This is a genomic window from Halalkalibacter sp. AB-rgal2, assembly GCF_041821005.1.
Taxonomy (GTDB): Bacteria; Bacillota; Bacilli; order Bacillales; family Bacillaceae_D; genus Halalkalibacter.
Map to the genome: position 1 here is coordinate 89,106 of NZ_JBGUAV010000011.1, position 22,812 is coordinate 111,917.

A 22,812-nucleotide genomic window follows, 5' to 3' on the forward strand; every position below is an offset into this window, starting at 1 on the left:
TTCGATGAAAGGTGATATAGATGGAGATGAAGACGAGTATTACGATAGAGCAGCTGTCAGTTCGTTATCATAATGAGAAAGCTCTTGATACGATTACTCTTAGTTTGCCTCAAGAGCAGTTGGTGGGAATTATAGGTCCAAACGGTGCAGGGAAATCAACATTTATTAAAGCAGTGATGGGTATGATTCCAAAGCAAAGTGGTTCAATATCGATTTTGGATGAGTCCATCAACAAGGTTCGAAAAAAAATAGCTTACGTTCCACAGCGAAACGACATTGATATGGACTTTCCTGTTTTAGTTGAAGATGTTGTTTTAATGGGGCGTTATCCTCATATTTCTTGGTGGGGGAGACCGAAAAAGAAGGATCGCCAACTAGCTCTTCATTGCCTAGAAAAGGTAGGCATGATTGATTTTCGGAAAAGGCAAATTGGTGAGTTGTCAGGTGGCCAACAGCAGCGAGTGTTTATTGCTCGAGCATTAGCTCAGGAAGCTCAATTATTTTTCTTAGATGAACCGTTTGCTGGTATTGATATGACGTCAGAGAAAATTATTATTCAATTGCTAAAAGAATTAAAAAATGAAGGAAAAACGATATTTGTTGTTCATCATGATTTGAGCAAGGTAAGTGATTATTTTGATCAGTTAGTTATGCTGAATAAGACACTTATCGCTTGTGGGAAAACAGATGATGTCTTTTTATTGGAAAACTTGGAGCGTGCATATGAAGGGAAAGTGGCATTTGTGTCAAATGGTAGCTTCGGATCAATGGTGGTGAGTAATTAATGGAAAATCTCTCTTTTTTTCTTGATGCGGTTGGCAAGTATCAATATTTACAAAATGCACTATTGGCGGGAATTCTCGTAGGAATTATATGTGGTATGGTGGGCTGCTTTATCATTTTGCGCGGCATGGCCTTAATGGGAGATGCGATTTCTCATGCGGTTTTGCCAGGTGTTGTTATTGCGTATTTACTTGGGGCGAGCTTCTTCATTGGGGCAATGATTACAGGGGTTTTGACAGCTATTGCGATTGGGTATGTATCACAAAACAGTCGGATTAAACATGATTCGTCGATTGGTATTATGTTTACAGCTGCGTTTGCATTAGGAATTGTCTTAATTACGTATAATCGTGGCTCAGGAGTGGATTTATGGCATATTCTGTTTGGGAATGTGTTAGCTGTTGGAACTTCGGACTTATGGATGACAATTGGAATTGGTATTGCCGTTATTGCATTAATTCTGTTATTCTACAAGCAATTATTAATTAGTACATTCGATCCGACGATGGCTCAAGCCATTGGTTTGCCGACTCAATTAATACATTATTTGTTAATGATTATTTTAACATTAGTGACAGTTGCCTCTCTACAATCAGTAGGAATTGTTCTTGTCGTAGCCATGCTTATTACTCCAGGTGCAACGGCCTACTTATTAACAGATCGCCTGCCGGTGATGCTAGGTTTAGCGTCATTATTTGGTGTGATTTCAGCGATTGTTGGTGTTTATGGTTCATTTATTTATGATGTAGCGACAGGGGCTTCGATTGTATTAGTTGCATCAGTGCTTTTCGTTATTGCTTTCTTATTTTCGCCAAAACAAGGTGTTGTCGTTCGTTCATTTAGAACAGCAATGGCTAACCGAAAAGAGTCACGTGATCGTACGGCTGTATAAGCTATTCCTATTCTAATTCTTAATCTCAACAAAAAAATTCTGAAATACTCCTTTAAAGAAAAAACTCGCTTTTTTTCAATTATTACTGTTTATTTAATGAAATCCGAATGATTCTTTTTGAATCTTCGGATTTTCCTTTTGGCTGAAACTTATTTTTCTCGATCCTTTCTGTACAAATACACATATAACTCTTTCCCCATCTCCTTCTACCTTAAAAGCAGAGATGATTAGTCATTACGTAAACCGTTGTCGTATAGATGGCTATATTGTGGTATGATGATTGTATAAATATTATTCGACAAAAACAAAGTTCATTTGATCTGTCAAATGACGAATGTTATCGAAAACGTGAGTATTATGGAGTAAATGCCAGTAATCATAAAAAAATCAAATAAAAATAAAAAAAATTAGAGGAAATGCCGTAGGGGTGTCGAACTTAGTATAAGGATCAATATTTATTACTGTAATCAGAGGGGGATTTTGTGTGCAAAAGGTAAAGGTTTGTATTGCGGATGATAATCGAGAATTAGTTCATTTGTTGAATGAGTATATTTCTGCTCAAAGTGACATGGAAGTCATAGGAACGGCTTTCAATGGACAAGAGTGTTTAGGCTTAGTTGAGGATAAAGAGCCTGACGTCTTAATTTTAGATATAATTATGCCTCATTTGGACGGTTTAGCAGTGCTAAAGCGTTTGAATACATTAAAGCTTAAGAATAAACCGAATATTATTATGCTGACCGCATTCGGTCAGGAAGATGTCACGAAGAAGGCTGTCGAGTTAGGTGCATCCTATTATGTGTTGAAGCCTTTTGATATGGATGTACTTATTACGAATATCCGAGATATTGGCGGAATAAATCAATCATTTATTCAACCATCTGGTTCATCAAATTCATCATCATTTATTTCATCTAAATCAGATTCATCGTCTTCTAATGGAGGCTTGAACTTAGATGCAAGCATTACTAACATTATTCATGAAATAGGTGTTCCTGCACATATCAAAGGTTACATGTACTTAAGAGAGGCGATTACAATGGTGTATAATGACATTGAATTGCTTGGTTCAATTACTAAGGTTCTCTATCCCGATATTGCGAAGAAGTTCAATACGACGTCAAGTCGAGTGGAACGTGCGATCCGACACGCAATTGAGGTCGCATGGAGCCGTGGAAACATTGAGTCTATTTCAAGTTTGTTTGGCTACACGGTTAGCCATTCAAAAGCTAAACCAACAAATAGTGAATTTATTGCGATGGTGGCCGATAAGCTAAGGATTGAGCATAAGGTGTCTTAGTTGCTACGTCATACAAATATACGTCAAAAGTCAAACCCAATGAATCATGATGAATTGTTGGGTTTGATTTTTTTTGCAAAAGTTTAAGTGAAGGAGCACGGTGGATGAAAAAGTGGAAAACGTTAGACTCTCACTATGTATATAAGACGCCATTTGGCCATTTAAGAAAGGATAAATGCCAGCATTCAAAAGGGATCATAGATGGCTACTATGTTCATGAATACTCTGACTGGGTGAATGCGTTTGTCATCACGAATGATAAAAAAGTAGTGCTAGTAAAGCAATACCGTTATGCGGGAGAGGATTTCTTTTTAGAAGTTCCTGCAGGTGAAATTGAGGAAAATGAATCATATGAGGAAGGAATTTTAAGAGAATTAAAGGAAGAAACAGGTTATACATCAAAGACGAAACCGATCAAATTAGGTGAATTTATGGTAAATCCTGCGACGCAAACGAATAAAATTATGACATATCTTATTATCGATGCCTTTAGGAAATTCGATCAAGATCTAGATGAAACAGAAGAAATAGAAGTGGTCTTAGTTGATTTTGATGAGATGAAAGAATTAATAAGGACGAATGAAATCAATACACAATTATTTACTGTAAGTGCTTATTATATGGCAAAGGATTTTTTAGATCAAAAATGATTAAATCCATCACAGCTCTTACCTTGATTAGTTTGCTAGTCAAGGTTATTTTTACTATATCATTCCTCGCTCATAGAAATTGCTGTATTCGCTCATATTAAGGACAAACGATTTAAAGAGGGTATGGATATGGCTGAACCAATTTATGGTGTACTTTATGAGCATCAACAAACAAAGAAATTGCTCCAATATGTACCGGAAGAGAGTATCGTTTTTTTATGGCATCAAGATTTAGATGGTGTTGCTGTTAATGGTTTGATAGAAGCTAAAGTAAAAGCAGTTATTAATATGTATCGATCCTATAGTGGGACATTTCAACATCCCCATGTATCCTCGCTTTTAAAGGCTGGCATTGCTGTATATGATGTGAAGGAGCTACATCGCCGAAAGGATTATACCTTTGATGGTGAAGAAATGATGATTGATCAAAATGGACTTTATATGATAGAAGGGTTGAAATCGTATAAAGTTGCCTCGCTGGAAGTATACGATCAGCAGCTAGTATTAGAAAAAGATGAACTAGCTCGTACGCATTATTCATCAAGTTATGAGCAGTTCGTCCTTAATACATTAAATTTTGCCAAGAAAGAGCAGCTCTGGTTTCAAACGAAGCCACAACTGCCTCATTGCTTACATGTCATGAAAGGGAAGCACGTTTGTGTTGTAGCGCGAAATACGAACTATGAAAAAGATATTCAGGTGCTACGTTCCCTTTTAAATCAAAAGAACCTTGTCATTATCGCAGTTGATGGCGCGGCCGATGGCTTGTTGAAAAAACGAATAAAGCCGCACTTTATTTTCGGTGATATGGATTCAATTAGTGAGAGAGCTATGTTTTGCGGTGCAACATTAATTTGTCATCAGCATGTAAACGGTGATTCTCCTGGAAAAAAACGAGTAGATCGTTTAGGGTTGGAGACCGAGCTTATTCAATTCGTTGGCACAAGTGAAGATGTCGCTATTATGGCTGCTTATTGGTCAGAGGTGAGTCGGATCTTTTTAGTAGGCTGTCGTTTAGGAATGGAGGAGTTTCTTGAGAAGGGTCGTCCTGGAATGGGTGCAACATGGTTAGCTCGTATACAAGCAGGAGCAAAAATAACTGATTTAAAAGGGATTCATCACATTGCCTCAAGCTCATTAGCTTTTAATTCAATGCTTATACCGAAAGTTGAACGACCATCGATGCTAGAATTCGTCCGTTCCTTTATTCAAGAACGCTTCTACGCTTGGAAGAAGAAGGAGGTGCTTTAACTATGTCGGTATCACTTGTCATTCCAGCCTATAATGAAGCAGAATACATCGTTCAGACCTTGTCATATATAAAGAAACTCGGTGAAAGCGATACAGAATTAATCGTCGTTGATGATGGAAGTACAGATGCAACGGCTTCGTTAGCGAAAGAACTAGCAGATCAACTCATTTGTTTACGTGAAAACCATGGGAAGGGCTACGCTTTGCAAGCTGGGTGGGAATGTGCTCAAGGCGACTATATTGTTTGTTTAGATGCTGATTTAGAAAAAAGCGCATTAGAATATGTCGAGCTTTTGAAGCCCGTTGAATCACAGCAAACAGATATTTGTTTGTCCATTATTCAACCAGGAAAAAAAGCGGGAAATGGTTTTGTGAAGAGAAGAGTACAAAAGCTTATCCATCAACAAACAGGAATGTGGTTAGAGTCTCCGCTATCCGGACAGAGGGCTTTTCATCGGAAGTGGCTTCCTATTTTATTAAAGCAGCGCTATATGGGATTTTCTGTGGAAGCACAAATGACGATTGATCTACTGAAGGCGGGAGCATCCATTTTTGAATTGCCGACAACGATGACGCATCGAGAAATGGGGAAATCCTTGAAAGGTTATACACATCGATTAAAGCAGTGGTGGCAAATCGAAAAGCAATTAAGGAGCGTCCGTGTATGATCAGTCTCATCTCCTTCATTGGCGCAGCTGCGTTCAGCTTTTTCCTTTTCAAGCAAGTAAGATGGGTTGTATATAATTATCAGGGAAAAAAGATTCCATATAGCATCGGATGTTTTCTGATGATTAGTTATGTCATAAGTTTGGTACTTTTACAAGGAAATGTGAGAGCTGGTATGGGCATAAGTCTTATTTACCTGTTCGTGATATGGGGAATGGGGCTGTTAGATGATATTTATGGAGAAGGATACCCTAAAGGATTAAAGGGGCATTTTCGATATTTTCGCGAAGAACACCGTCTGACGACTGGTTTAATGAAAGGAATGACGACAGTTGTTGTGGCGGCACTCGTTGTTTGGCAATGGCAGCAGCTATGGTATGAAGCACTTATCGCCTTTTGGCTATTAGTGAGCTTTCCTCATGTTATGAATTTGTTTGATACACGACCATTAAGAGTGTTAAAGGTGACGACGATCATAGCAGGTATCTTATTATTGGGCCTTCCATTTGATTTTTCACTCATGAGAATAGTAGGAATGGTTACATTCATTTGGCTTTTGATGGAAGGAAGCAAATGGGCGATGCTCGGTGATAATGGCTCAACACTTGTCGGTGCAATGATTGCACTTGTGGTGATACACTTTAGTTCATTGAGCGCTCAATTCATTATGAGTATGACGACGGCTTTTTTTATATGGTATGCAGAGCGAGTATCTTTTTCAGCTGTTATAGAGAAGGTACGAGTATTAAAGGCTTTAGACCAATTGGGGATAAAAAAAGGGTAACGAAACAGGCTTAGTCTGGTTCGTTACCTTTTTTGATTGCAAATCGTGATGAAATCTTCCCGTTTTTCTTATCTCGGTAAAAAATAAAGCCACCTATGAAGCTAAGCCCAGCTAAAAATAATACAATTCCAACAAAAAACTGTATAATTAATGTAGGAAAAGGTGTTAATAAAATTTGAAATATACTATCACGCATTAGCTTAATGCCGTAGCCAGCGATAATGCCTGGAATGACTAGAATCATTAGTGCGATAAAGCGTCCCATTGTTAATCCCTCTTTTATACGCATCATGTTTAATCCTTTTTTATTTTAACGCAAATAAGGTTCGAAGTATAGGAACAGGCATATTGAAATTGTGTCTATTTAATAAAAACGTACTAGCGATTTTATTAGAAAGTAATAGCAACCTTTAAGACCAAGTCATAAAAATAGTGGCATCGTCTTTCGGTTTTGAGTACAATATAAGGAGACCGTTTTGAACAATAGCTTAAAGAAAAGCCATCTCGCGTATTTCTTTACATATTCGATATAAAATGAAATGATACATGTAATGGTTATAAAATTGATTTTTTTGAAATAGAATGTGGACGAGCAGGTTGTTTGATAGAAGGAGGAAGGTATGGCAGAGGAATTTGATGTTGTCATTTTAGGTGGAGGAACAGGCGGTTACGTTGCAGCGATTCGAGCGGTGCAAAATGGGCTGTCTGTTGCGATCGTTGAAAAGGAAAAACTTGGTGGAACGTGTTTACATAAAGGGTGTATCCCTACAAAGGCCTTGCTTCGAAGTGCAGAGGTTCTGCAAACAGCAAAGAAGGCAGATGTATTTGGTATACAAACTGGGGAAGTCTCGTTTGACTTTGAGCGAGTGCAAAAGAGAAAGGACGATATCGTTGCCCAACTGTACAAAGGCGTACGTCATTTAATGAAAAAAGGGAAAATCACTGTATATGAAGGAATAGGCAGACTGTTAGGTCCATCGATTTTTTCACCATTGCCTGGCACTATTTCGGTGGAACGAAATGATGGTTCTGATAATACGATGCTGATCGGTCAAAATGTATTAATTGCAACAGGGTCTTCACCACGTACGTTACCAGGTCTTGATGTTGATGGGACGTCTGTGTTGACCTCTGATGAAATGTTGACATTGCAAAAGCTCCCATCCTCAATCGTTATTATCGGTGGTGGTGTGATTGGAATTGAGTGGGCATCGATGCTTGCTGATTTCGGAGTAGACGTAACCGTCGTTGAGGCAAGTGAGCGAATCTTACCTAGTGAGGATGCAGACGTTTCGAAAGAAGCTGCTCGATTACTTGAGAAAAAGGGGATTCAATTTATCGTTGGAGCCGAAGTTGATGTAACTGAGATTAAAAGGCTGACAGAAGGTGCTCGTGTTCCGATTAAACATGAAGGTGAGAATAGATTAATCGAGGCTGAGAAGCTCTTGCTTTCTGTAGGGAGAAGTGCCAATGTACAAGGGATTGGTTTAGAAAATACGGATATTGAAGTCATAGATGGTGTCATTTCTGTAAATGATGTATACCAAACGAAAAATCCGCACATTTACGCAATTGGTGATGTCATAGGTGGGCTGCAGCTTGCTCACGTTGCATCACATGAAGGCATCATTGCGGTTGACCATATCGCTCGGAAGAAAGTGGAACCATTGCCATATGATCAAGTACCAACATGCATTTATAGTTCTCCAGAAATGGCACGTGTCGGTCTAACAGAGGAAGAAGCGCGACAGCGTGGTGAGGATGTACGTACGGCTATTTTTCCATTTAAGGCAATTGGAAAGGCACTTGTACTAGGAGAGGATGAAGGATTTGTGAAATTAGTCGTCAATGCAGACCAAGACGTTTTAGGTGTCCATATGATTGGTCCCCACGTAACGGACATGATTTCTGAATCTGCATTAGCAAAAGTACTAGATGCATCGCACATTGAACTAGCCGAAACGATCCGACCGCATCCCTCGTTATCAGAGATTGTCGGCGAAGTGGCACTTGCTGTTGATGGAAAAGCGATTCATTTGTAATGGAAGGAGAGATTATTTACATGAGTAAATACAATCATAAAGAGCTAGGCCTATCAGATCAAGCTGTCATTGAAATGTATAAAAAAATGCTATTAGCTCGTTTAATTGATGAAAGAATGTGGCTATTAAATCGTTCAGGGAAAATCCCTTTCACCGTCTCTTGTCAAGGACAGGAAGCGTCTCAGGTTGGTGCCGCTTTTGCTCTAGATGAAGGGCTTGATTATATTCTTCCTTATTATCGTGATATGGGAGTCGTATTGTCGTTTGGCATGACAGCGCGTGACCTTATGCTTTCTGCGTTTGCCAAGGCAGAGGATCCAAGCTCTGGTGGTCGACAAATGCCTGGTCACTTTGGCCAACGGAAAAACCGCATCGTCACAGGATCATCTCCTGTAACGACACAAGTTCCTCATGCGGTTGGGATCGCTCTTGCTGGTAGACTCGAGAAGAAAGAGTTTGTCACGTTTACAACGTTTGGTGAAGGTTCATCAAATCAAGGAGATTTTCATGAGGGGGCGAACTTTGCGGGTGTTCATAAATTACCTGTTATTTTCTTATGTGAAAACAACCAATACGCGATTTCGATCCCAGTCGAGAAACAGCTCGGGTGTGCGCGTGTTTCAGATCGAGCAATTGGCTACGGAATGCACGGTGAAACGGTAGATGGGAATGATCCACTTGCTGTTTATAAGGCGGTGAAAGAAGCTCGTGAACGCGGCTTGCGTGGCGACGGCCCAACACTGCTTGAGGCGATTTGTTATCGTTTTGCACCACATTCGAGTGATGATGATGATCGCTCGTATCGAACGGCTGAAGAGGTTGCAGCAGCAAAGGAAAAGGACCCTATTAAGACGTTTGCTAGCTATCTAATCGAGACTGGTGTTCTAGATGAAGCGGGCTTAAACGTTATGAAGGATAGCTTAGCGAAGGAAGTCGATGAGGCAACAGAATACGCTGAAAAGGCACCTTTTGCTGATCCAGAAAGTGCGCTATTACATGTCTATGATGAGCAGGTGTAGAGGGGGGAGAGAAAGATGGCTGTACGATCTTATATTGAAGCAGTAACGTTAGCTTTGCGTGAAGAAATGGAACGAGACGAGAAAGTATTTGTACTTGGGGAAGATGTTGGAGCCCGTGGAGGGGTATTCCGAGCAACGAATGGTTTGTATGAACAGTTTGGTGAAGAGCGAGTCATTGATACTCCCCTTGCGGAGTCAGCGATCGCTGGTGTTGGTATTGGTGCTGCAATGTATGGAATGCGCCCGGTCGCTGAAATGCAATTTGCTGACTTTATTATGCCAGCAGTGAACCAAATTGTTTCCGAAGCTGCGAAAATACGCTACCGTTCAAACAACGATTGGAGTTGTCCGATCACGATTCGTGCCCCGTATGGTGGAGGTATTCACGGTGCACTGTATCACTCACAGTCAGTTGAGGCCATGTTCGCGAATACACCTGGTTTGAAAATTGTTATGCCTTCAACACCTTATGATGTAAAGGGGCTTTTAAAGGCCGCAATTCGTGACAATGACCCTGTCTTGTTTTTCGAGCATAAACGAGCCTATCGCTTAATAAAAGGTGAAGTACCAGATGACGATTATACGCTACCGATTGGCAAGGCTGATGTGAAAAAGGAAGGCTCAGATATAACCGTCATTACATACGGCCTTGCTGTGCATTTTGTGTTGCAAGCGGCCTCGCGCCTTGAACAGGATGGTATTTCTGTTCATGTCCTTGATTTACGTACGGTGTATCCACTTGATCAAGAGGCGATAAAAGAAGCAGCAAATAAAACAGGGAAAGTATTACTCGTAACAGAAGCAAATAAAGAAGGCAGTATTATGTCAGAGGTTGCGGCGATTATTTCAGAGCACTGTCTATTCGATTTAGATGCACCTGTTCAGCGCATCGCAGGGCCTGATGTACCAGCAATGCCGTACGCTCCGACAATGGAAAAATATTTTCTCATTAATCCAGATAAAATCGAAAAAGCGATGCGCGAGCTAGCTGAATTTTAAGGAGGGATCGAAATGGCAACCGAAATGACCATGCCACAGCTTGGAGAAAGTGTGACCGAGGGAACGATTAGTAAATGGTTAGTCGAGCCAGGCCAATCGGTTAAAAAGTATGACCCCATTGCGGAAGTACTAACAGACAAAGTGAATGCTGAAATCCCATCTTCTTATTCAGGTACGATTCAAGAATTGCTCGTTTCAGAAGATGAGACTGTAGAGGTTGGTCGAGTGATTTGTGTAATTGAAGTGGATGAGGGTGATGCTGAACGTGAATCAAGCGAATCAGAGTCGAGTGAAGCGCCAAAGGCTATTGACAGTATAGATCGCATTGAAGATACAAAATCACAAAAACGTCGCTATTCGCCGGCTGTACTAAGGCTAGCATCTGAGCATCATATTGATTTGGAATCATTGATGGGAAGCGGAAAAGGTGGACGGATTACCCGTAAGGATATTCAGGCAGTGATTGATAACGGTGGCGTACCAAAAAGCATTCCAGTAACTGAACAGGCAACAGTGAAGCCCCGTTCTGGAACAAATCAACGGCAAGTCGTTACGGAATCTGGAGATGTTGAAGTTCCATTATCTAGCACGCGAAAAGCGATTGCAGCCAATTTGGTCCAAAGTAAGCAGGATGCTCCTCACGCTTGGATGATGGTTGAAGCTGATGTCACGAATTTAGTAAGCTATCGTAATCAAATTAAAGGTGAGTTCAAACAAAAGGAAGGCTTTAATTTAACCTTTTTACCATTTTTCATTAAAGCCGTAGTAGAATCATTAAAGGAGTTCCCAGAAGTGAATGCGGTCTGGGGTGGCGACAAGATTATCCAGAAAAAAGATATTAACATCTCTATTGCTGTAGCAACAGATGATGCCCTGTACGTTCCTGTCATAAAGAATGCTGATGAAAAATCAATCAAGGCGATTGGTCGGGAAGTAAATGAGCTTGCCAATAAGGTTCGCACGGGTAGCATCTCTGGTGACAATATGCAAGGTGGGACATTTACGGTTAATAACACCGGTTCATTTGGTTCAATATTATCAACACCGATTTTGAATCATTCACAAGCGGCAATCTTATCTGTGGAATCGATTGTCAAGCGTCCTGTTGTCATTGAAAGTGATGCTGGTGATATGATTGCGATTCGCAGTATGGTCAACCTCTGCTTATCGCTTGATCATCGCGTATTAGACGGCTTAATTTGCGGTCGCTTCCTTGCGCGAGTGAAGGAGATTTTGGAGAATACGTCAAAGGAAAATACATCTGTTTATTAATAAAATTCTCTTAAGAAGGGCACTGAAAAAGTTTGGTTTCTAACTTTTTTGGTGCCCTTTAAGCTATGAACGAAACCGTTTCCTGTTTTGAAAAGCTTAGTACGAGTCGTTTCTCGTATCAAGCTAGCAAAGAGTGAAGTCATTGCTAGTCTAATCAAAGCTACTGAAAAAGTTGAGTTGTCCTTTTTTCAGATGTCTCCTTTTAAGACTTTGCTTAGTCTTGAGAGGATTTTTTGTCCTTTAGTGCGCCATAGTGCATGATTACTCTGAATTTGGTTACGCTATTGGTTGAATACATAAAGGAAAGGATGACGAATTGATGAAGTCATTTTACCGATTATTTTTTGTAGGGCAAGGCTTGTTAATCATTTTATTAGCTTTTACTGCTTTATCCTTTGTTCAGGCTGAGGAGAATACAGCAGAGCAAAGTGATTGTCATCACGAGTGTGCGATGAAATTTCATAAGGAGTTTCACGTTCATCTTGATTACTACTATGATCTCTTGGCAGAAAAGTTTGCTCCCGAGCATCTTGATCAGTGGAAGGAGATCAAGAAGGAAAGAGATTTATTGAAAAAGAAGTGGAAGGAAGCCAAAAAGCGTGGTGATGTAGAAAAAGGTGACCTATTTAATCAAAAATGGTTGGAGGAGCACGAAAAGATTCAAGAACAATTCTCAAACGCTGTTGAAAAACGTGATATAGAAGCTATTCAAGACGTCTTACCGAAGCTATTTTCTCATTATCAAAAAATGAACGAGACGTGGAAAAAAGCACTAGAAGCGTCATCATAATAGTAAAGCTGTTCCTAATAAATCGGGGACAGCTTTTTGATTGAGGTAAAACGACTCTCTTAGAAAAATAAGTTTAAGAGTTTACAAATAAGAATAATTACGATATAATTCACTACTGTAATAAAACGTAATGGTTACGAAAGGGGTAGAAGAATGAAGCCTACATATTATATACTAGCGCTTATCCTAGTACTTTCAGCATTTTTAGCTGCGTGTGGTGGCACAGAAGAAGAACTAGAGGAAGTTGATTCTGGTGAGGATGATAATGCGGTTGAAGAAACGATTGAAACGTTAGAAGTGTTTACGACGATTTTTCCATTAGAGGACTTTGCTAATAAAATTGGTGGAGAGTTTGTTGAAGTGACAAATATGGTACCTGTTGGAGCAGATGCACATACATTTGATCCAACTCCACGTGAAATGATTGATGTCGCTGAAGGGGACGCATTCATTTATAACGGGGCTGGTCTTGAAGGATTTGCTGATGCTTTAATTGATACGTTAGAAGGAGAAGATATTCTCATTGTTCAAGCATCAGAAGGAATTGATTTATTAGATTATGATGACCATAGTCATGATCACGATCATGGACACGAAGAAGATCACGATCATGATCATGAGCACGAAGAACATGGACACGAAGAAGATCACGACCATGATCATGAGCACGATCATGGACATGAAGAAGATCACGACCACGATCATGAGCACGAAGAGCATGGGCACGAAGAAGATCACGACCACGATCTTGACCACGATCACGGTCACCATCACCATGATGAAGATCCTCATGTGTGGCTTGATCCGATTTTGGCGATTACGCTAGCTGAAAATGTAAAAGACGCATTTATTGAATTAATGCCTGAGCAAGAAGAGTTATTTACAGATAATTTCGAAGCGTTAAAGGAAGAGCTTGAGCAGCTTGATGAAGACTTCCAAGAGATGGTCGATGCAGCGAGCAAGGATACATTTATCGTTTCGCATGCTGGTTACGGTTATTGGCATGAACGTTATGGCTTAGAGCAAATTGGTATTTCTGGTATGTCACCAACCGAAGAGCCTTCTCAACGTCAAATTGAAGAAATTATTGAGCATGCCGAAGAAAATGATCTTCAGCATGTGATGTTTGAGCAAAACATTCCAACACAAATTTCTGAAGTCGTGAAAGATGAAGTTGGGGCAGAGGCTGTCTATTTACACAATTTAGAAGCTTTGATCGACGAAGATGTAGAAAATAATGAAGATTATTTCTCATTAATGAGACGCAATATTGAAGCATTGCGCACGGCGTTGCAATAAAGGAGAACAGCTGGCCTTTTAGGTCAGCTGTTTTTTAAACATCTAAGAATTTATAATGTTTTTTGACGTTTCATCAGGGAGGAGGTAGTCGGATTCGTGCGAGACGTGGGCTACGCTCTTTACTATGATTGAGAGGATCAAGGCAAAACGATTGGTTTAATTCAAAAAAGAGGGTACAATAAGGAAAGAATATGTAATGTGAATGAGAGGTGGCTTTTTAATGGAATTTAATTTCTTTATGAACGATGTCGTACAAGTGGCACGTCAAGAGATGGACCAAGCAGGCTATGACCAATTATCAACGGCTGAAGAAGTCGATGAAACGTTGAAGCAAGAAGGAACAACACTTGTGATGATCAACTCGGTGTGTGGCTGTGCGGGGGGGATTGCTCGTCCGGCGGCTGCTTATGTGAAAAATTATGATACAAAGCCAGATCGATTTGTTACGGTTTTTGCAGGGCAAGATAAAGAAGCAACAGCTCGTGCTAGAGAGTATTTCGAAGGCTATGCTCCTTCATCACCTTCGTTTGCCTTGCTTAAGGACGGTAAGATTCAAATGATGGTTGAGCGTTATGAGATCGAAGGCCATGAGCCCATTCAAGTCGTTCAAAAGCTTGAGAAGGCTTTTGATGAGCACTGTTCATAAGAACGGATGATATGATATAAGCCTTGCTCAGAACGGAATCAATCTGGGTGAGGCTTTTTTCATTTAGATGAGAGGCTTTTGTTGTTTGCACAAATGAAATCTATTTGTTTGTGAACGAAATATGGTATAATGCCGTTACGAGATAAAAGGAGAGTGTCAAGATGCAAGCATTATATGATCAAATTCAAGTGTATTTAAACATGGATGAGGAGATTTCATTTAAAGAATTTCAATCTTACTACCAAAACGTATTGAAGGAGCTTGGAGAACAAGGAGATTCTTTAAATGAGGAAATGGTTTGGAAAAGTCTGTTTATTGTCGAAAATGTGATGACAAACGCAGAGGGCCGTGCGAACGCGAAAGGACCTGAAGCGAAAAAATATAAAAAAATGGCACAGCGCTTACAGTTATGGGCGAAAAACTTAGCACAACGACTAGGTGAGCTTGGCTATAGCGAGGAAGATATTAGCGAGCGCTTTAATCAAATGTTAGAGGAAGGCGCATCGGAGGAAGCATAGTGTTGTAAGAGAGATGTGAAGGATGCTGCAACTTTTGCGGCATCTTTTGGATGAGGTTTTAGTGAATATAGCTTTTACTTATACAGCTGATAGAGGATCCTTTGGTTGACTTCTCTATTATATCAAGTTAGACTATAACGTGTCGTGCGCCTATGGTGAAAGGGATATCATTCAAGATTCCGGTTCTTGCGTTGTAGGTTCGAGTCCTACTAGGCGCGTTTAAAGAGGGAAAAGACGTCATTAGCTTTTTGAAGGCTGGTGACGTCTTTTTTAATTAAAGGAAGAGCATTGGCTTCGTTTGTTACACTCATGATTGAAAGGAGTGCACAGCCATCCATGCTGAAACCAATGTAACGGGTTCGTGCGGCAAAGTAAAGGACGGTTTTCTTTACTTGTAATGTCCACCTATTTTCTTAGCGCGTTCCTTTGCTTGACCAGCAGCTTTCATGGAAACAGCACGAATAATCGAGGCTTTGCCGAATTTATTGTTAATGGCGTCCATCGTTCTCCCGATTTGTTCCTTTCGACCTGTATCAACTTCAAACAAGCTTAATTGCCGCGCACGATCAGAGCTGAGCTTTGTTAAGGTGACACCGATTTGCCGAATTGGCTGTCCTGACCAAAATTGCTGAAATAAAGGGACTACGACTTCGTAAAGGTCTAAGCTATAATGACTAGGCTGTGGTAGTGGACGTTGCCGTAAAAAAGAGAACGGCTGCTCATAATTGGCCCCTTTGGCAAAGACTTTGATCGTTTCCCCGAGCTGCTTTGATTGCCGCGCGCGTGAAGCAACCTCTTCACAGAGCTCAAGCAGGATCACCTTTATTTCTGCTAAGCTGTCATAATCACGCGGCAATGTCATCGCATGTCCAATTCCCTTCGCTTCACCGTCAGCGGATAACTCTGCAAGGGGGGAATCGTCATGGCCATTGGCACTAAGCCATAAAACATGACCAGGAATGCCCCACTTTTTCTTCATTCGCTCAAGGGGTGATTGTGCTAGATGGCCAATTGTGCGAATCGCCATGTTATGAAAGTGACGCTCCATTCGCGTGCTTACACCGAACAAAGAACGTATCGGCAAGGGCCACATGTGAACGGGTACCCCCACTTTTCGTAGCGTAAATCGACCGTCTTTTCGTTTTTTTGCAAAACGGTCACAAGCCATTTTTGCTAAAAGTTTATTATCACCAATTCCAATTCGGGCAAACACACCGGTTTCCGCTAAAATCGTTTCCTGTATCATCTCTGCAAGAGTGTCGACTGATTCATAAGCGTGAAGGCAGCCAGTCACATCAACAAATTGCTCATCAATGGAGTAAGGCTCTACTAAATCAGTAAAACGATACAAAATGTCTGTAATATGTACAGATACTTTCATATATGTCTCCATTTTTGGTTTGATAATGACCAAATCAGAGCATTTTTGTTGCGCCTCCCACAGTCGCTCCGCTGTCTGAATACCATAGTTCTTCGCGATTGGACAAGCGGCTAAAATCACTCCACTACGCCGTTTCGGATCGCCGGAAACGACCGTAGGTTTCCCACGTGATTCTGGATAAAAGCTCTTTTCAATCGAAACATAAAACGATTCCATATCAATTAAAAAAACGGTTCGCTCCATCTTCATCCCTCAGTTCAGTGATGTTTTTGAGTCATAGATGTTTGAGTCACTTTCTAATGCGTGTAGTGAAGACACTTTTTATTCAGTATATACGAACGTAGGTTCTTATTCAAAACGAAATATTTGGAAATGAGAAGGAGAGAACGCTGAAAAAAGATTGACTTTAGTCATCAATTCCGTTAAAATTAAACTTGTCGTTAAAATAATATAACATGATCCGTTAGCTCAGCTGGGAGAGCGCCACCTTGACAGGGTGGAGGTCATTGGTTCGAGCCCAATACGGGTCATTGGGTGCCAAACCCGCGAAATCCTTCTGGAACAGGGATTTCTACGAAAACATCACTTTTTTAAGTGGTGTTTTTTTGTGTGGGAAAAGAGGAATTTGAAGCAAGAAGAAGATATACATAGGATGTACAAGCAATTAGAGGCATTTCAAAGGAAATAGATGCTATTATAAAGAGTGTCTCGGATATAACATCGGCACAACCTCCTTCGTTTTCGAATGTGATGAATCGAAAAGAAAAAACAGTGGAAGTGACTTCAGATGAAGTCTTTTCATGGTAGCTGCTTCGGATAGTCCTTATGATTTACCCATCCATCCAAGGCTCCATCGGGCCAGTAAACATGACTCCGTCTTGTTTGTGAGTACCTTCCATGAACTCAAATATTGGTATCCAGATTGGACATTTGGAGAAGTCATCCTAGACTCAGCTCTAGATGCTTATCCCATCTATGAAATGTTAGAGCACCATGATGTTTCTGCCATCATTGACCTTAATCCAAGGCGTTCGAAACAGTTCATCTACAATGAAATGGACATTAACTTAGACGGCGTCCCGGTCTGCCTCATCGGCTGAAACATGCTCGATTGGGGAGTCGATAATGGAGCGAAAACCTCCAAGGGTGGCGTGGAGAATACGTACAGTGTATGGAAATAATTGGATTTGACGTTACCTCCTCTTATTTAAGTACGTCTTCATGTTGACCGTTTCCTTAGAATATCTTTTCTAATCCCTAATCTTTCATCCAAGTGTTTTGAAATCCTGCGAATAAGTGAGTATTTGAGAGGTATATTAATCTAACTGAGGGAGCGCCATAACAGATGGTAAGGATTCATCCACTATTGTTCCTCGTTAGTTGAGTAAAGCCCGCTATGGTTATAAGCTTTATGAAATCGAATATGAACACAATTTTCGCCTGTACTATTCCAAGTAAACTAGCATAACCTTCCGAAAAATCGGGAGTCTATTTTACTTGAAACTTGAAATCACGTAGAAACAAAAAACTGCACTCCATTATTAGATAACTTAAATTGAAGTGCAGTTCAGAGAGTATTTATAATGGCTCAAGTCTTAAAGGGTTGAAATATCAATTACAAATCGATATCGGACATCGTTCTTCATTTACTTGTTCTGCTCGGATGACTTCAATTTCAGGGGCAATACCATGGTTAGCTGAGAAATCTAGCATTTCCTGAATTTCGCGCATTCCACCGCCTCACCACTCACTCCTTCAAATATGGACTAATGATTTGCATGCAGTAATCCCATATCCTTTTTTCACTTTCAGCAGAGTAGTGTTTCTTCTCCTGAGGCTTTTCCTCTATCATTTTGGGGAAGAACTTACCGGGAGCCCCCTTCTACTTACTGAGATGTCGCCAAATAGACGGTTGTGGCAGCTCCTTCATCTGGTTTGGTCATGAATAGAAGCGCAATTTTAAAAATCATATTATTAATAAAACCTTTATCGCTATCTTGTCCAAACCTAGTTGCAACAACACCCGGATTCAGAACGTTTGCTGTTATTTTTTTGAGACCTCTTTTTTTCAATTCAACTGCCAGATGTCTTGTTAACCAGATTGTGTACAATTTAGACAAAGGGTAAGCTCCGGTTGATGAGTAGTTTTTTTCATGTTGCATATCACTGAAATTAGGCTTCTCTGCAATTTTATGAGTTGCCGACGATGTGTTAATAATTCTTGCAGAAGGGCTCTTTTCCAGAACATCAAGTAGAAATTCGGTTAAAAGCAATGGTGAAAATACGTTAAGAACCATTGTTTTTTCTAGACCAACCGTTGTGGTTTCCCGGTATTTACCGAATAGCGCACCTGCATTATTAATAAGCACATCTAATCGTTCATACCTCACCTTGAATTCCTCGGACATACGTTTGACATCGGCAAATGAGAATAAGTCTGCAATGATTGTATCGACATTGTTATTGCCTGTTTCGGACTTAATTTCTTTACATACTGCCTGTGCGTTGTCTTTATTGCGTCCGTGAATGATTACGGTATGTCCCTGCTTTGCCAAAGCCTTAGCGGCAACCTTTCCAATTCCGGCAGTAGTGCCTGTAATGAGTATAATTTTTTTCATGATTATTTCTACTGTTTTTGATCGTGAGCTTATGTTTTTCGAATGTTCGTTTATTAATAAAGACAGCTACTTACTTGGCAGCAGCCGAAGCATGTTGATCTCGTTGGATGTACCCAAGCGAATACGCAGCATATAAGTGCCTGCCCCTGATGATACGAGTATCTTTGTTTTGCCATGCTGATGTAGCCCTTTGTTGTAATTGAACACCAGCTCGTTGAGCAGATTAAAGGGGAATACCTGTCCTGCATGTGTGTGCCCTGACAGTATTAAGTTGGCGCCAGCAGCTTCGGCGTATTGCAAGCCAACTGGACTGTGATGCATGAGGACAGTAGGCGTATTCTTCTTTAACCTAAGGTCCGACAAAGTCGATTTGATGGTTTGCGAGTGATCGGACGCATGCATATCGAAAGTGTTTTCATCGGCATTCATATAATCTAGCCCTACTAGCTGAAGTCCATGCGTCTCTACAACTTCATTGTGGAGAATGCGAACTCCTTGCTGCCTGATTAATTTAAGCACACGCTCGTTATCAATATACTTTTCATGGTTGCCTCCAACGTAATAAATAGGTGCTTTAAAGTCAGATAGCGGATCGAGAACGCCAGGTAGAAGAGCTGCGTTTGAGTCAACTAGATCGCCATTGATAATAACAAAATCCGGTTTTCTGTGATTGGTTTCTTTAGCGATTTTCGAAAGATAATCCCGACTGTTGTGGTGACCTAAGTGCACATCGGAGATGTGCATGACGTTGACCTCTTTTTTTAGCCATGGTATCCGGATTTTTCTTTCATCAACTCTGAATGTAGATGCTCTAATGGCGCCCGTTACCGTTACGATAAACGCAAGAACTAAAACCACCGATGCACTGAGAGTTGCGGGCAAATCCCAGATGAGCTGGACAGCATGCTGGATAATAAGTAAGAAAAGCGTGTACACATAGAGCATAATGAAATACCCGCTTAGGACATTTAAATGTCCAACCAGTTTGCTTGCCGATTTAACTCCTGCAACAATCGCTGTCGCTGTGCCGGCAATGGCTAATGTAACAACGATAAAAATTAACCAAAGGGAAGACAAATCAAAAAGGATTGATAATCGAGAACTAACATACCATAAGGACAAAGCAACAAATGCGAGCATCGTAATTGGGATTACAACTCCCAATAGCTTTTTCATTTATGAAACCTCCTGAACATAATCGAACGATCGTTTATTTATAGAATAAAAATATTTAGGATGCTTTAGGCTTTAATGGCATCCCAAATGATTTGTATCAAATCGTTAATTTTGTTTTCCTCCAATTTATACTCTCCGTTGACATGCAGTTTAGCAAGACCTGAGATTGGCGCATGAACCTGCATTAAACAACATTGGATCGCAATTTTTAAGCAGCTTTTGTTCCGTTCCTTATTTGACAATGTTGAACAGCGGCTTAAACATTGGAGTTGTGTCTTCCAAGCACAAAATCTGAATCGATGGTGAATTGCTGAACTGTTCCAGAAAAAGAAACTCATCCTTGTGATTAAAAATGAATGAAATTTGATTTCGTATAATCAATTCAAAAGCATTTTTAACAGGCATTGAATCATCGATTCCGATAAGAACGCTGGCACTCAATGAGTTTTGGTCCCATAAATCACTATAAAAAAATAGATTACTAATAAAATAGACATGAGCTCCATAAACGTCCGTTTATGGGGCGATTTTTATTGAACGCGCAGAAAAGCTGAAGAAAGCTCTTTTATTATTGTTCCGATCGGTCCATCTAATGGAATATGGATTATGAACAAATAACTATATAAAGGAAAGGAGCTCTTAGTAAAATCCCACTTTAGGTAGTTTTAGACCTGTGAATCGGCATCAGAAATGCGTTTTATAGATGCTCTTGTGAGAATCACCAACCTTTCATATAAAAACCTTGTAAATAAGGTACAGCCGTTTCCCTAAATAACCAGGGAAACGGCCGTACTCTTAATGATATCAAGCTTCTGTTTTTTAAAACATAATGCTTCTTATTTCTTAAAGATTCTTGCCAAAAAAATCAGTTAACTTAGGTACAGCTTGACCTACATATTCTGGAATATCATACATAGCAACATGCGTCGCACCCTCGACCCAGAACAATTCCTTCGGTCCATTCGACAATTCGTAGAATTGTTCGCTGTAAGCGTGTGTTTCAGCCTCGGTTGCTACAATTAATAACATCGGTTGAGTTAGGTAGGTACTGATTTGGCCTATTGCTGAGAATGCCATGAGTTTGTCAACGCTTGTAAATCGGAATCGATTTGGAGAATTAGGGTGCTGTGCTCTAGGAGTTCTATAGTAGTCATAAGCTTCACGCATAAGCACAGGTGTATTTTCATCAATTTCTTCGAGCGTATCAGGTGCATAAGTAAGGAAATGTACTTCTGCTCCATTTGCTTCTGCAGTACGCTGCTTCGCAACCGCCTCAAGTGTTTGAAATTGTGTTTCAATGTTGCCTTCTCCTCGGAACATAGCACCGATATCCACTGCACTCACGGTCGCTACTGCCTTGATGCGGCGTTCAGTTGGAGCTGCAGCTACGGCATAACCACCACCGGCACAAATACCAAGTGCTCCAATCTTTTCTTGATCAACATACGGAAGAGTCGTCAAATAGTCTACTGCGCAACGCACATCTTCCACTCGGGCATACGGGTCTTCTAACAAACGTGGTTTCCCCTCGCTATCTCCCTGACAAGACGCATCAAATGCTAATGCAACAAAGCCCTGTTTAGAAAGCTTTTCGGCATATACTCCCGCAGTCTGCTCTTTTACGCCTCCACCAGGGTGTACAACAACAATACCAGAATATTTTTTGCTCTCTTCAAACTCCTCTGGTAAGTAAAGATGCCCTGCTATATTTAAATTACCATTTTTAAATGTTACTGATTTTCCCATGCTATTTCTCCTTTTATAATAAATATAGTTCCTACCTCACAGCCTATCGGAAAAAATATTACTTTTTTGATCACCTATATTTTTATTTAGTAACTAATTTTTGTTCATCATAATGACAAACCTGTTTTTTTTTAATCAATCTACACTGAAAGTACGATAGGTAAGCACTTTATTTTGAAATTTCTATCCCTTCTTTTGGTTAAGATTACTGTTTTATTATTCTGTAGGTAGTTAAATAACACACAATAAATAATGCGTATTGATGTATTATTTATTGCGTGTGTATAATATAAAAGAAAAACAGGATGTTTTCAAACGTCAATTTCGATCAATTTACGCATTAATGCACGAATTAATTGAAATTGTGCATTAATTTTCAAGAAAGTTTGGTGATGATGACAATGACTAAAGTCGATAGAAGGATACTTAAATCTCGAGAAGCCATAAAAAATTCTTTTATGGAACTCATGTCAGAAAAAGTTTTTGAAAAAATTACGGTAAAGGATATTTGCGATGAAGCGAATGTGGGGAACAGAACGTTCTATCTTCATTACCTCGATAAATTTGATTTACTCGATAAACTTATTGAAGAACACTTAGCTGAGTTGAAAGTTATTTGCCAGCAAAAAAAAGACAAGGGTTTAGTAGAGGGGTCAATTATTTGGTTCGAATATTTCGAGAAAAATAAGTCATTCTTTTCACCTTTATTCTCAAGTAACGGGACAATCACATTTAGAAATCGTTTCTTACATTTTGTGATTGAGGAAATAAAAGAAAAAGTGGATTTAAAAAATGGAAAAAATAAAGAAATTAGTGAGGAAGTGTTTTTCCGGTTTTTAGGGATGGCAATTGTCGGGGTCATGGAATTGTATATGTTAGATGCAACACCTGAAAGTACTGATTCAATAGCTGAACAAGTCAGTATTTTACTTGAAAGGAATTTATAAAAGGATTTTTAAATTCAATTAGGGATTTGCATT

General features: G+C 40.0%; 21 protein-coding genes, 2 tRNA genes and 1 pseudogene. 18 read left to right on the forward strand and 6 right to left on the reverse strand.

What is annotated here, in order from left to right; all coding sequences use genetic code 11:
• Positions 1-20: 20 nt before the first annotated feature.
• From ACERJO_RS11085 to ACERJO_RS11115, 7 genes are all read left to right on the forward strand, one after another.
• A complete protein-coding gene (locus ACERJO_RS11085; RefSeq protein ID WP_373647465.1) occupies positions 21-785 on the forward strand; it encodes a metal ABC transporter ATP-binding protein in 765 nt (254 codons plus the stop codon).
• Positions 785-1,675 carry a metal ABC transporter permease gene (locus ACERJO_RS11090; RefSeq protein ID WP_373647466.1) on the forward strand — a complete coding sequence of 297 codons (891 nt, stop codon included), beginning with the start codon at positions 785-787 and terminating at the stop codon, positions 1,673-1,675. The genes ACERJO_RS11085 and ACERJO_RS11090 overlap by 1 nt, the downstream gene beginning before the upstream one ends.
• A gap of 484 nt (positions 1,676-2,159) precedes the next feature.
• Positions 2,160-2,975 carry a sporulation transcription factor Spo0A gene (gene spo0A, locus ACERJO_RS11095; protein WP_247106036.1) on the forward strand — a complete coding sequence of 272 codons (816 nt, stop codon included), beginning with the start codon at positions 2,160-2,162 and terminating at the stop codon, positions 2,973-2,975.
• 104 nt (positions 2,976-3,079) lie between these two features.
• Positions 3,080-3,625 carry an NUDIX hydrolase gene (locus ACERJO_RS11100; RefSeq protein ID WP_373647467.1) on the forward strand — a complete coding sequence of 182 codons (546 nt, stop codon included), beginning with the start codon at positions 3,080-3,082 and terminating at the stop codon, positions 3,623-3,625.
• A 129-nt stretch (positions 3,626-3,754) separates the two neighbouring features.
• Positions 3,755-4,876, forward strand: coding sequence for a putative cytokinetic ring protein SteA (gene steA / locus ACERJO_RS11105; RefSeq protein WP_373647469.1), 1,122 nt, complete (start codon positions 3,755-3,757; stop codon positions 4,874-4,876).
• A 2-nt stretch (positions 4,877-4,878) separates the two neighbouring features.
• Positions 4,879-5,544 carry a glycosyltransferase family 2 protein gene (locus ACERJO_RS11110; RefSeq protein ID WP_373647470.1) on the forward strand — a complete coding sequence of 222 codons (666 nt, stop codon included), beginning with the start codon at positions 4,879-4,881 and terminating at the stop codon, positions 5,542-5,544.
• A complete protein-coding gene (locus ACERJO_RS11115) occupies positions 5,541-6,326 on the forward strand; it encodes a hypothetical protein (protein ID WP_373647471.1) in 786 nt (261 codons plus the stop codon). The genes ACERJO_RS11110 and ACERJO_RS11115 overlap by 4 nt, the downstream gene beginning before the upstream one ends.
• 10 nt (positions 6,327-6,336) lie before the next feature.
• Here the strand turns inward: ACERJO_RS11115 and ACERJO_RS11120 are convergent, their stop codons facing one another.
• Positions 6,337-6,591 (reverse strand): DUF2627 domain-containing protein, encoded by a 255-nt coding sequence (locus tag ACERJO_RS11120; protein WP_247106171.1) that lies wholly within the window; start codon positions 6,589-6,591, stop codon positions 6,337-6,339.
• Positions 6,592-6,946: 355 nt separating this feature from the next.
• Between ACERJO_RS11120 and lpdA the strand changes: the two genes are divergently transcribed.
• The 9 genes from lpdA to ACERJO_RS11165 all read left to right on the forward strand — a co-directional run bounded on the left by lpdA (position 6,947) and on the right by ACERJO_RS11165 (position 15,129).
• Positions 6,947-8,368: a dihydrolipoyl dehydrogenase gene (lpdA, locus tag ACERJO_RS11125; protein WP_373647472.1), complete on the forward strand. Its 1,422-nt coding sequence runs from the start codon at positions 6,947-6,949 to the stop codon at positions 8,366-8,368.
• 20 nt (positions 8,369-8,388) lie between these two features.
• The gene (locus tag ACERJO_RS11130) at positions 8,389-9,387 is read left to right on the forward strand and encodes a thiamine pyrophosphate-dependent dehydrogenase E1 component subunit alpha (RefSeq protein ID WP_247106029.1); all 999 of its coding nucleotides are present in this window, start codon (positions 8,389-8,391) and stop codon (positions 9,385-9,387) included.
• 15 nt (positions 9,388-9,402) lie between these two features.
• Positions 9,403-10,386 (forward strand): alpha-ketoacid dehydrogenase subunit beta, encoded by a 984-nt coding sequence (locus ACERJO_RS11135; protein WP_373647473.1) that lies wholly within the window; start codon positions 9,403-9,405, stop codon positions 10,384-10,386.
• 12 nt (positions 10,387-10,398) lie between these two features.
• The gene (locus ACERJO_RS11140) at positions 10,399-11,658 is read left to right on the forward strand and encodes a dihydrolipoamide acetyltransferase family protein (protein ID WP_373647475.1); all 1,260 of its coding nucleotides are present in this window, start codon (positions 10,399-10,401) and stop codon (positions 11,656-11,658) included.
• 319 nt (positions 11,659-11,977) lie between these two features.
• On the forward strand, positions 11,978-12,448 hold the full coding sequence (locus ACERJO_RS11145; RefSeq protein ID WP_373647476.1) for a hypothetical protein: 471 nt from the start codon (positions 11,978-11,980) through the stop codon (positions 12,446-12,448).
• Positions 12,449-12,601: 153 nt separating this feature from the next.
• On the forward strand, positions 12,602-13,747 hold the full coding sequence (locus ACERJO_RS11150) for a metal ABC transporter solute-binding protein, Zn/Mn family (RefSeq protein WP_373647477.1): 1,146 nt from the start codon (positions 12,602-12,604) through the stop codon (positions 13,745-13,747).
• 220 nt (positions 13,748-13,967) lie between these two features.
• A complete protein-coding gene (locus ACERJO_RS11155; protein ID WP_247106024.1) occupies positions 13,968-14,393 on the forward strand; it encodes a BrxA/BrxB family bacilliredoxin in 426 nt (141 codons plus the stop codon).
• A 161-nt stretch (positions 14,394-14,554) separates the two neighbouring features.
• On the forward strand, positions 14,555-14,911 hold the full coding sequence (locus ACERJO_RS11160) for a hypothetical protein (protein ID WP_247106023.1): 357 nt from the start codon (positions 14,555-14,557) through the stop codon (positions 14,909-14,911).
• Between the two features lie 146 nt (positions 14,912-15,057).
• A tRNA-Arg gene (locus ACERJO_RS11165) sits at positions 15,058-15,129 on the forward strand.
• A 170-nt stretch (positions 15,130-15,299) separates the two neighbouring features.
• On the opposite strand, the gene ACERJO_RS11170 is transcribed toward ACERJO_RS11165, so the two are convergent.
• Positions 15,300-16,541, reverse strand: a complete 1,242-nt coding sequence (locus ACERJO_RS11170; protein ID WP_373647478.1) for a DNA polymerase IV — start codon at positions 16,539-16,541, stop codon at positions 15,300-15,302.
• 208 nt (positions 16,542-16,749) lie between these two features.
• On the opposite strand from ACERJO_RS11170, the gene ACERJO_RS11175 reads away from it, so the two are divergent.
• Positions 16,750-16,822, forward strand: a tRNA-Val gene (locus tag ACERJO_RS11175).
• A gap of 1,065 nt (positions 16,823-17,887) precedes the next feature.
• Here the strand turns inward: ACERJO_RS11175 and ACERJO_RS11180 are convergent.
• From ACERJO_RS11180 to ACERJO_RS11195, 4 genes and pseudogenes are all read right to left on the reverse strand, one after another.
• Positions 17,888-18,029: pseudogene (locus ACERJO_RS11180) on the reverse strand (alcohol dehydrogenase); the annotation flags it as partial.
• A gap of 149 nt (positions 18,030-18,178) precedes the next feature.
• Positions 18,179-18,910 carry an SDR family NAD(P)-dependent oxidoreductase gene (locus ACERJO_RS11185; protein WP_373647479.1) on the reverse strand — a complete coding sequence of 244 codons (732 nt, stop codon included), beginning with the start codon at positions 18,908-18,910 and terminating at the stop codon, positions 18,179-18,181.
• Positions 18,911-18,976: 66 nt separating this feature from the next.
• Complete coding sequence (locus tag ACERJO_RS11190) at positions 18,977-20,086, reverse strand: metallophosphoesterase (RefSeq protein ID WP_373647480.1); 1,110 nt, start codon at positions 20,084-20,086, stop codon at positions 18,977-18,979.
• 843 nt (positions 20,087-20,929) lie between these two features.
• Positions 20,930-21,832 (reverse strand): alpha/beta hydrolase, encoded by a 903-nt coding sequence (locus ACERJO_RS11195; RefSeq protein WP_247106314.1) that lies wholly within the window; start codon positions 21,830-21,832, stop codon positions 20,930-20,932.
• Between the two features lie 401 nt (positions 21,833-22,233).
• On the opposite strand from ACERJO_RS11195, the gene ACERJO_RS11200 reads away from it, so the two are divergent.
• Entirely contained in the window at positions 22,234-22,779 is a 546-nt protein-coding gene (locus tag ACERJO_RS11200; RefSeq protein ID WP_247106315.1) for a TetR/AcrR family transcriptional regulator, read from the forward strand.
• Positions 22,780-22,812 lie beyond the last annotated feature (33 nt).

Bases quoted from the DNA above. Each gene is read 5' to 3' on its own strand.
- ACERJO_RS11085 (WP_373647465.1), top strand. From the start codon at position 21: ATGGAGATGAAGACGAGTATTACGATAGAGCAGCTGTCAGTTCGTTAT.
- ACERJO_RS11090 (WP_373647466.1), top strand. From the start codon at position 785: ATGGAAAATCTCTCTTTTTTTCTTGATGCGGTTGGCAAGTATCAATAT.
- ACERJO_RS11100 (WP_373647467.1), top strand. From the start codon at position 3,080: ATGAAAAAGTGGAAAACGTTAGACTCTCACTATGTATATAAGACGCCA.
- steA (WP_373647469.1), top strand. From the start codon at position 3,755: ATGGCTGAACCAATTTATGGTGTACTTTATGAGCATCAACAAACAAAG.
- ACERJO_RS11110 (WP_373647470.1), top strand. From the start codon at position 4,879: ATGTCGGTATCACTTGTCATTCCAGCCTATAATGAAGCAGAATACATC.
- ACERJO_RS11115 (WP_373647471.1), top strand. From the start codon at position 5,541: ATGATCAGTCTCATCTCCTTCATTGGCGCAGCTGCGTTCAGCTTTTTC.
- ACERJO_RS11120 (WP_247106171.1), bottom strand. From the start codon at position 6,591: ATGGGACGCTTTATCGCACTAATGATTCTAGTCATTCCAGGCATTATC.
- lpdA (WP_373647472.1), top strand. From the start codon at position 6,947: ATGGCAGAGGAATTTGATGTTGTCATTTTAGGTGGAGGAACAGGCGGT.
- ACERJO_RS11130 (WP_247106029.1), top strand. From the start codon at position 8,389: ATGAGTAAATACAATCATAAAGAGCTAGGCCTATCAGATCAAGCTGTC.
- ACERJO_RS11135 (WP_373647473.1), top strand. From the start codon at position 9,403: ATGGCTGTACGATCTTATATTGAAGCAGTAACGTTAGCTTTGCGTGAA.
- ACERJO_RS11140 (WP_373647475.1), top strand. From the start codon at position 10,399: ATGGCAACCGAAATGACCATGCCACAGCTTGGAGAAAGTGTGACCGAG.
- ACERJO_RS11145 (WP_373647476.1), top strand. From the start codon at position 11,978: ATGAAGTCATTTTACCGATTATTTTTTGTAGGGCAAGGCTTGTTAATC.
- ACERJO_RS11150 (WP_373647477.1), top strand. From the start codon at position 12,602: ATGAAGCCTACATATTATATACTAGCGCTTATCCTAGTACTTTCAGCA.
- ACERJO_RS11155 (WP_247106024.1), top strand. From the start codon at position 13,968: ATGGAATTTAATTTCTTTATGAACGATGTCGTACAAGTGGCACGTCAA.
- ACERJO_RS11160 (WP_247106023.1), top strand. From the start codon at position 14,555: ATGCAAGCATTATATGATCAAATTCAAGTGTATTTAAACATGGATGAG.
- ACERJO_RS11170 (WP_373647478.1), bottom strand. From the start codon at position 16,541: ATGAAGATGGAGCGAACCGTTTTTTTAATTGATATGGAATCGTTTTAT.
- ACERJO_RS11185 (WP_373647479.1), bottom strand. From the start codon at position 18,910: ATGAAAAAAATTATACTCATTACAGGCACTACTGCCGGAATTGGAAAG.
- ACERJO_RS11190 (WP_373647480.1), bottom strand. From the start codon at position 20,086: ATGAAAAAGCTATTGGGAGTTGTAATCCCAATTACGATGCTCGCATTT.
- ACERJO_RS11195 (WP_247106314.1), bottom strand. From the start codon at position 21,832: ATGGGAAAATCAGTAACATTTAAAAATGGTAATTTAAATATAGCAGGG.
- ACERJO_RS11200 (WP_247106315.1), top strand. From the start codon at position 22,234: ATGACTAAAGTCGATAGAAGGATACTTAAATCTCGAGAAGCCATAAAA.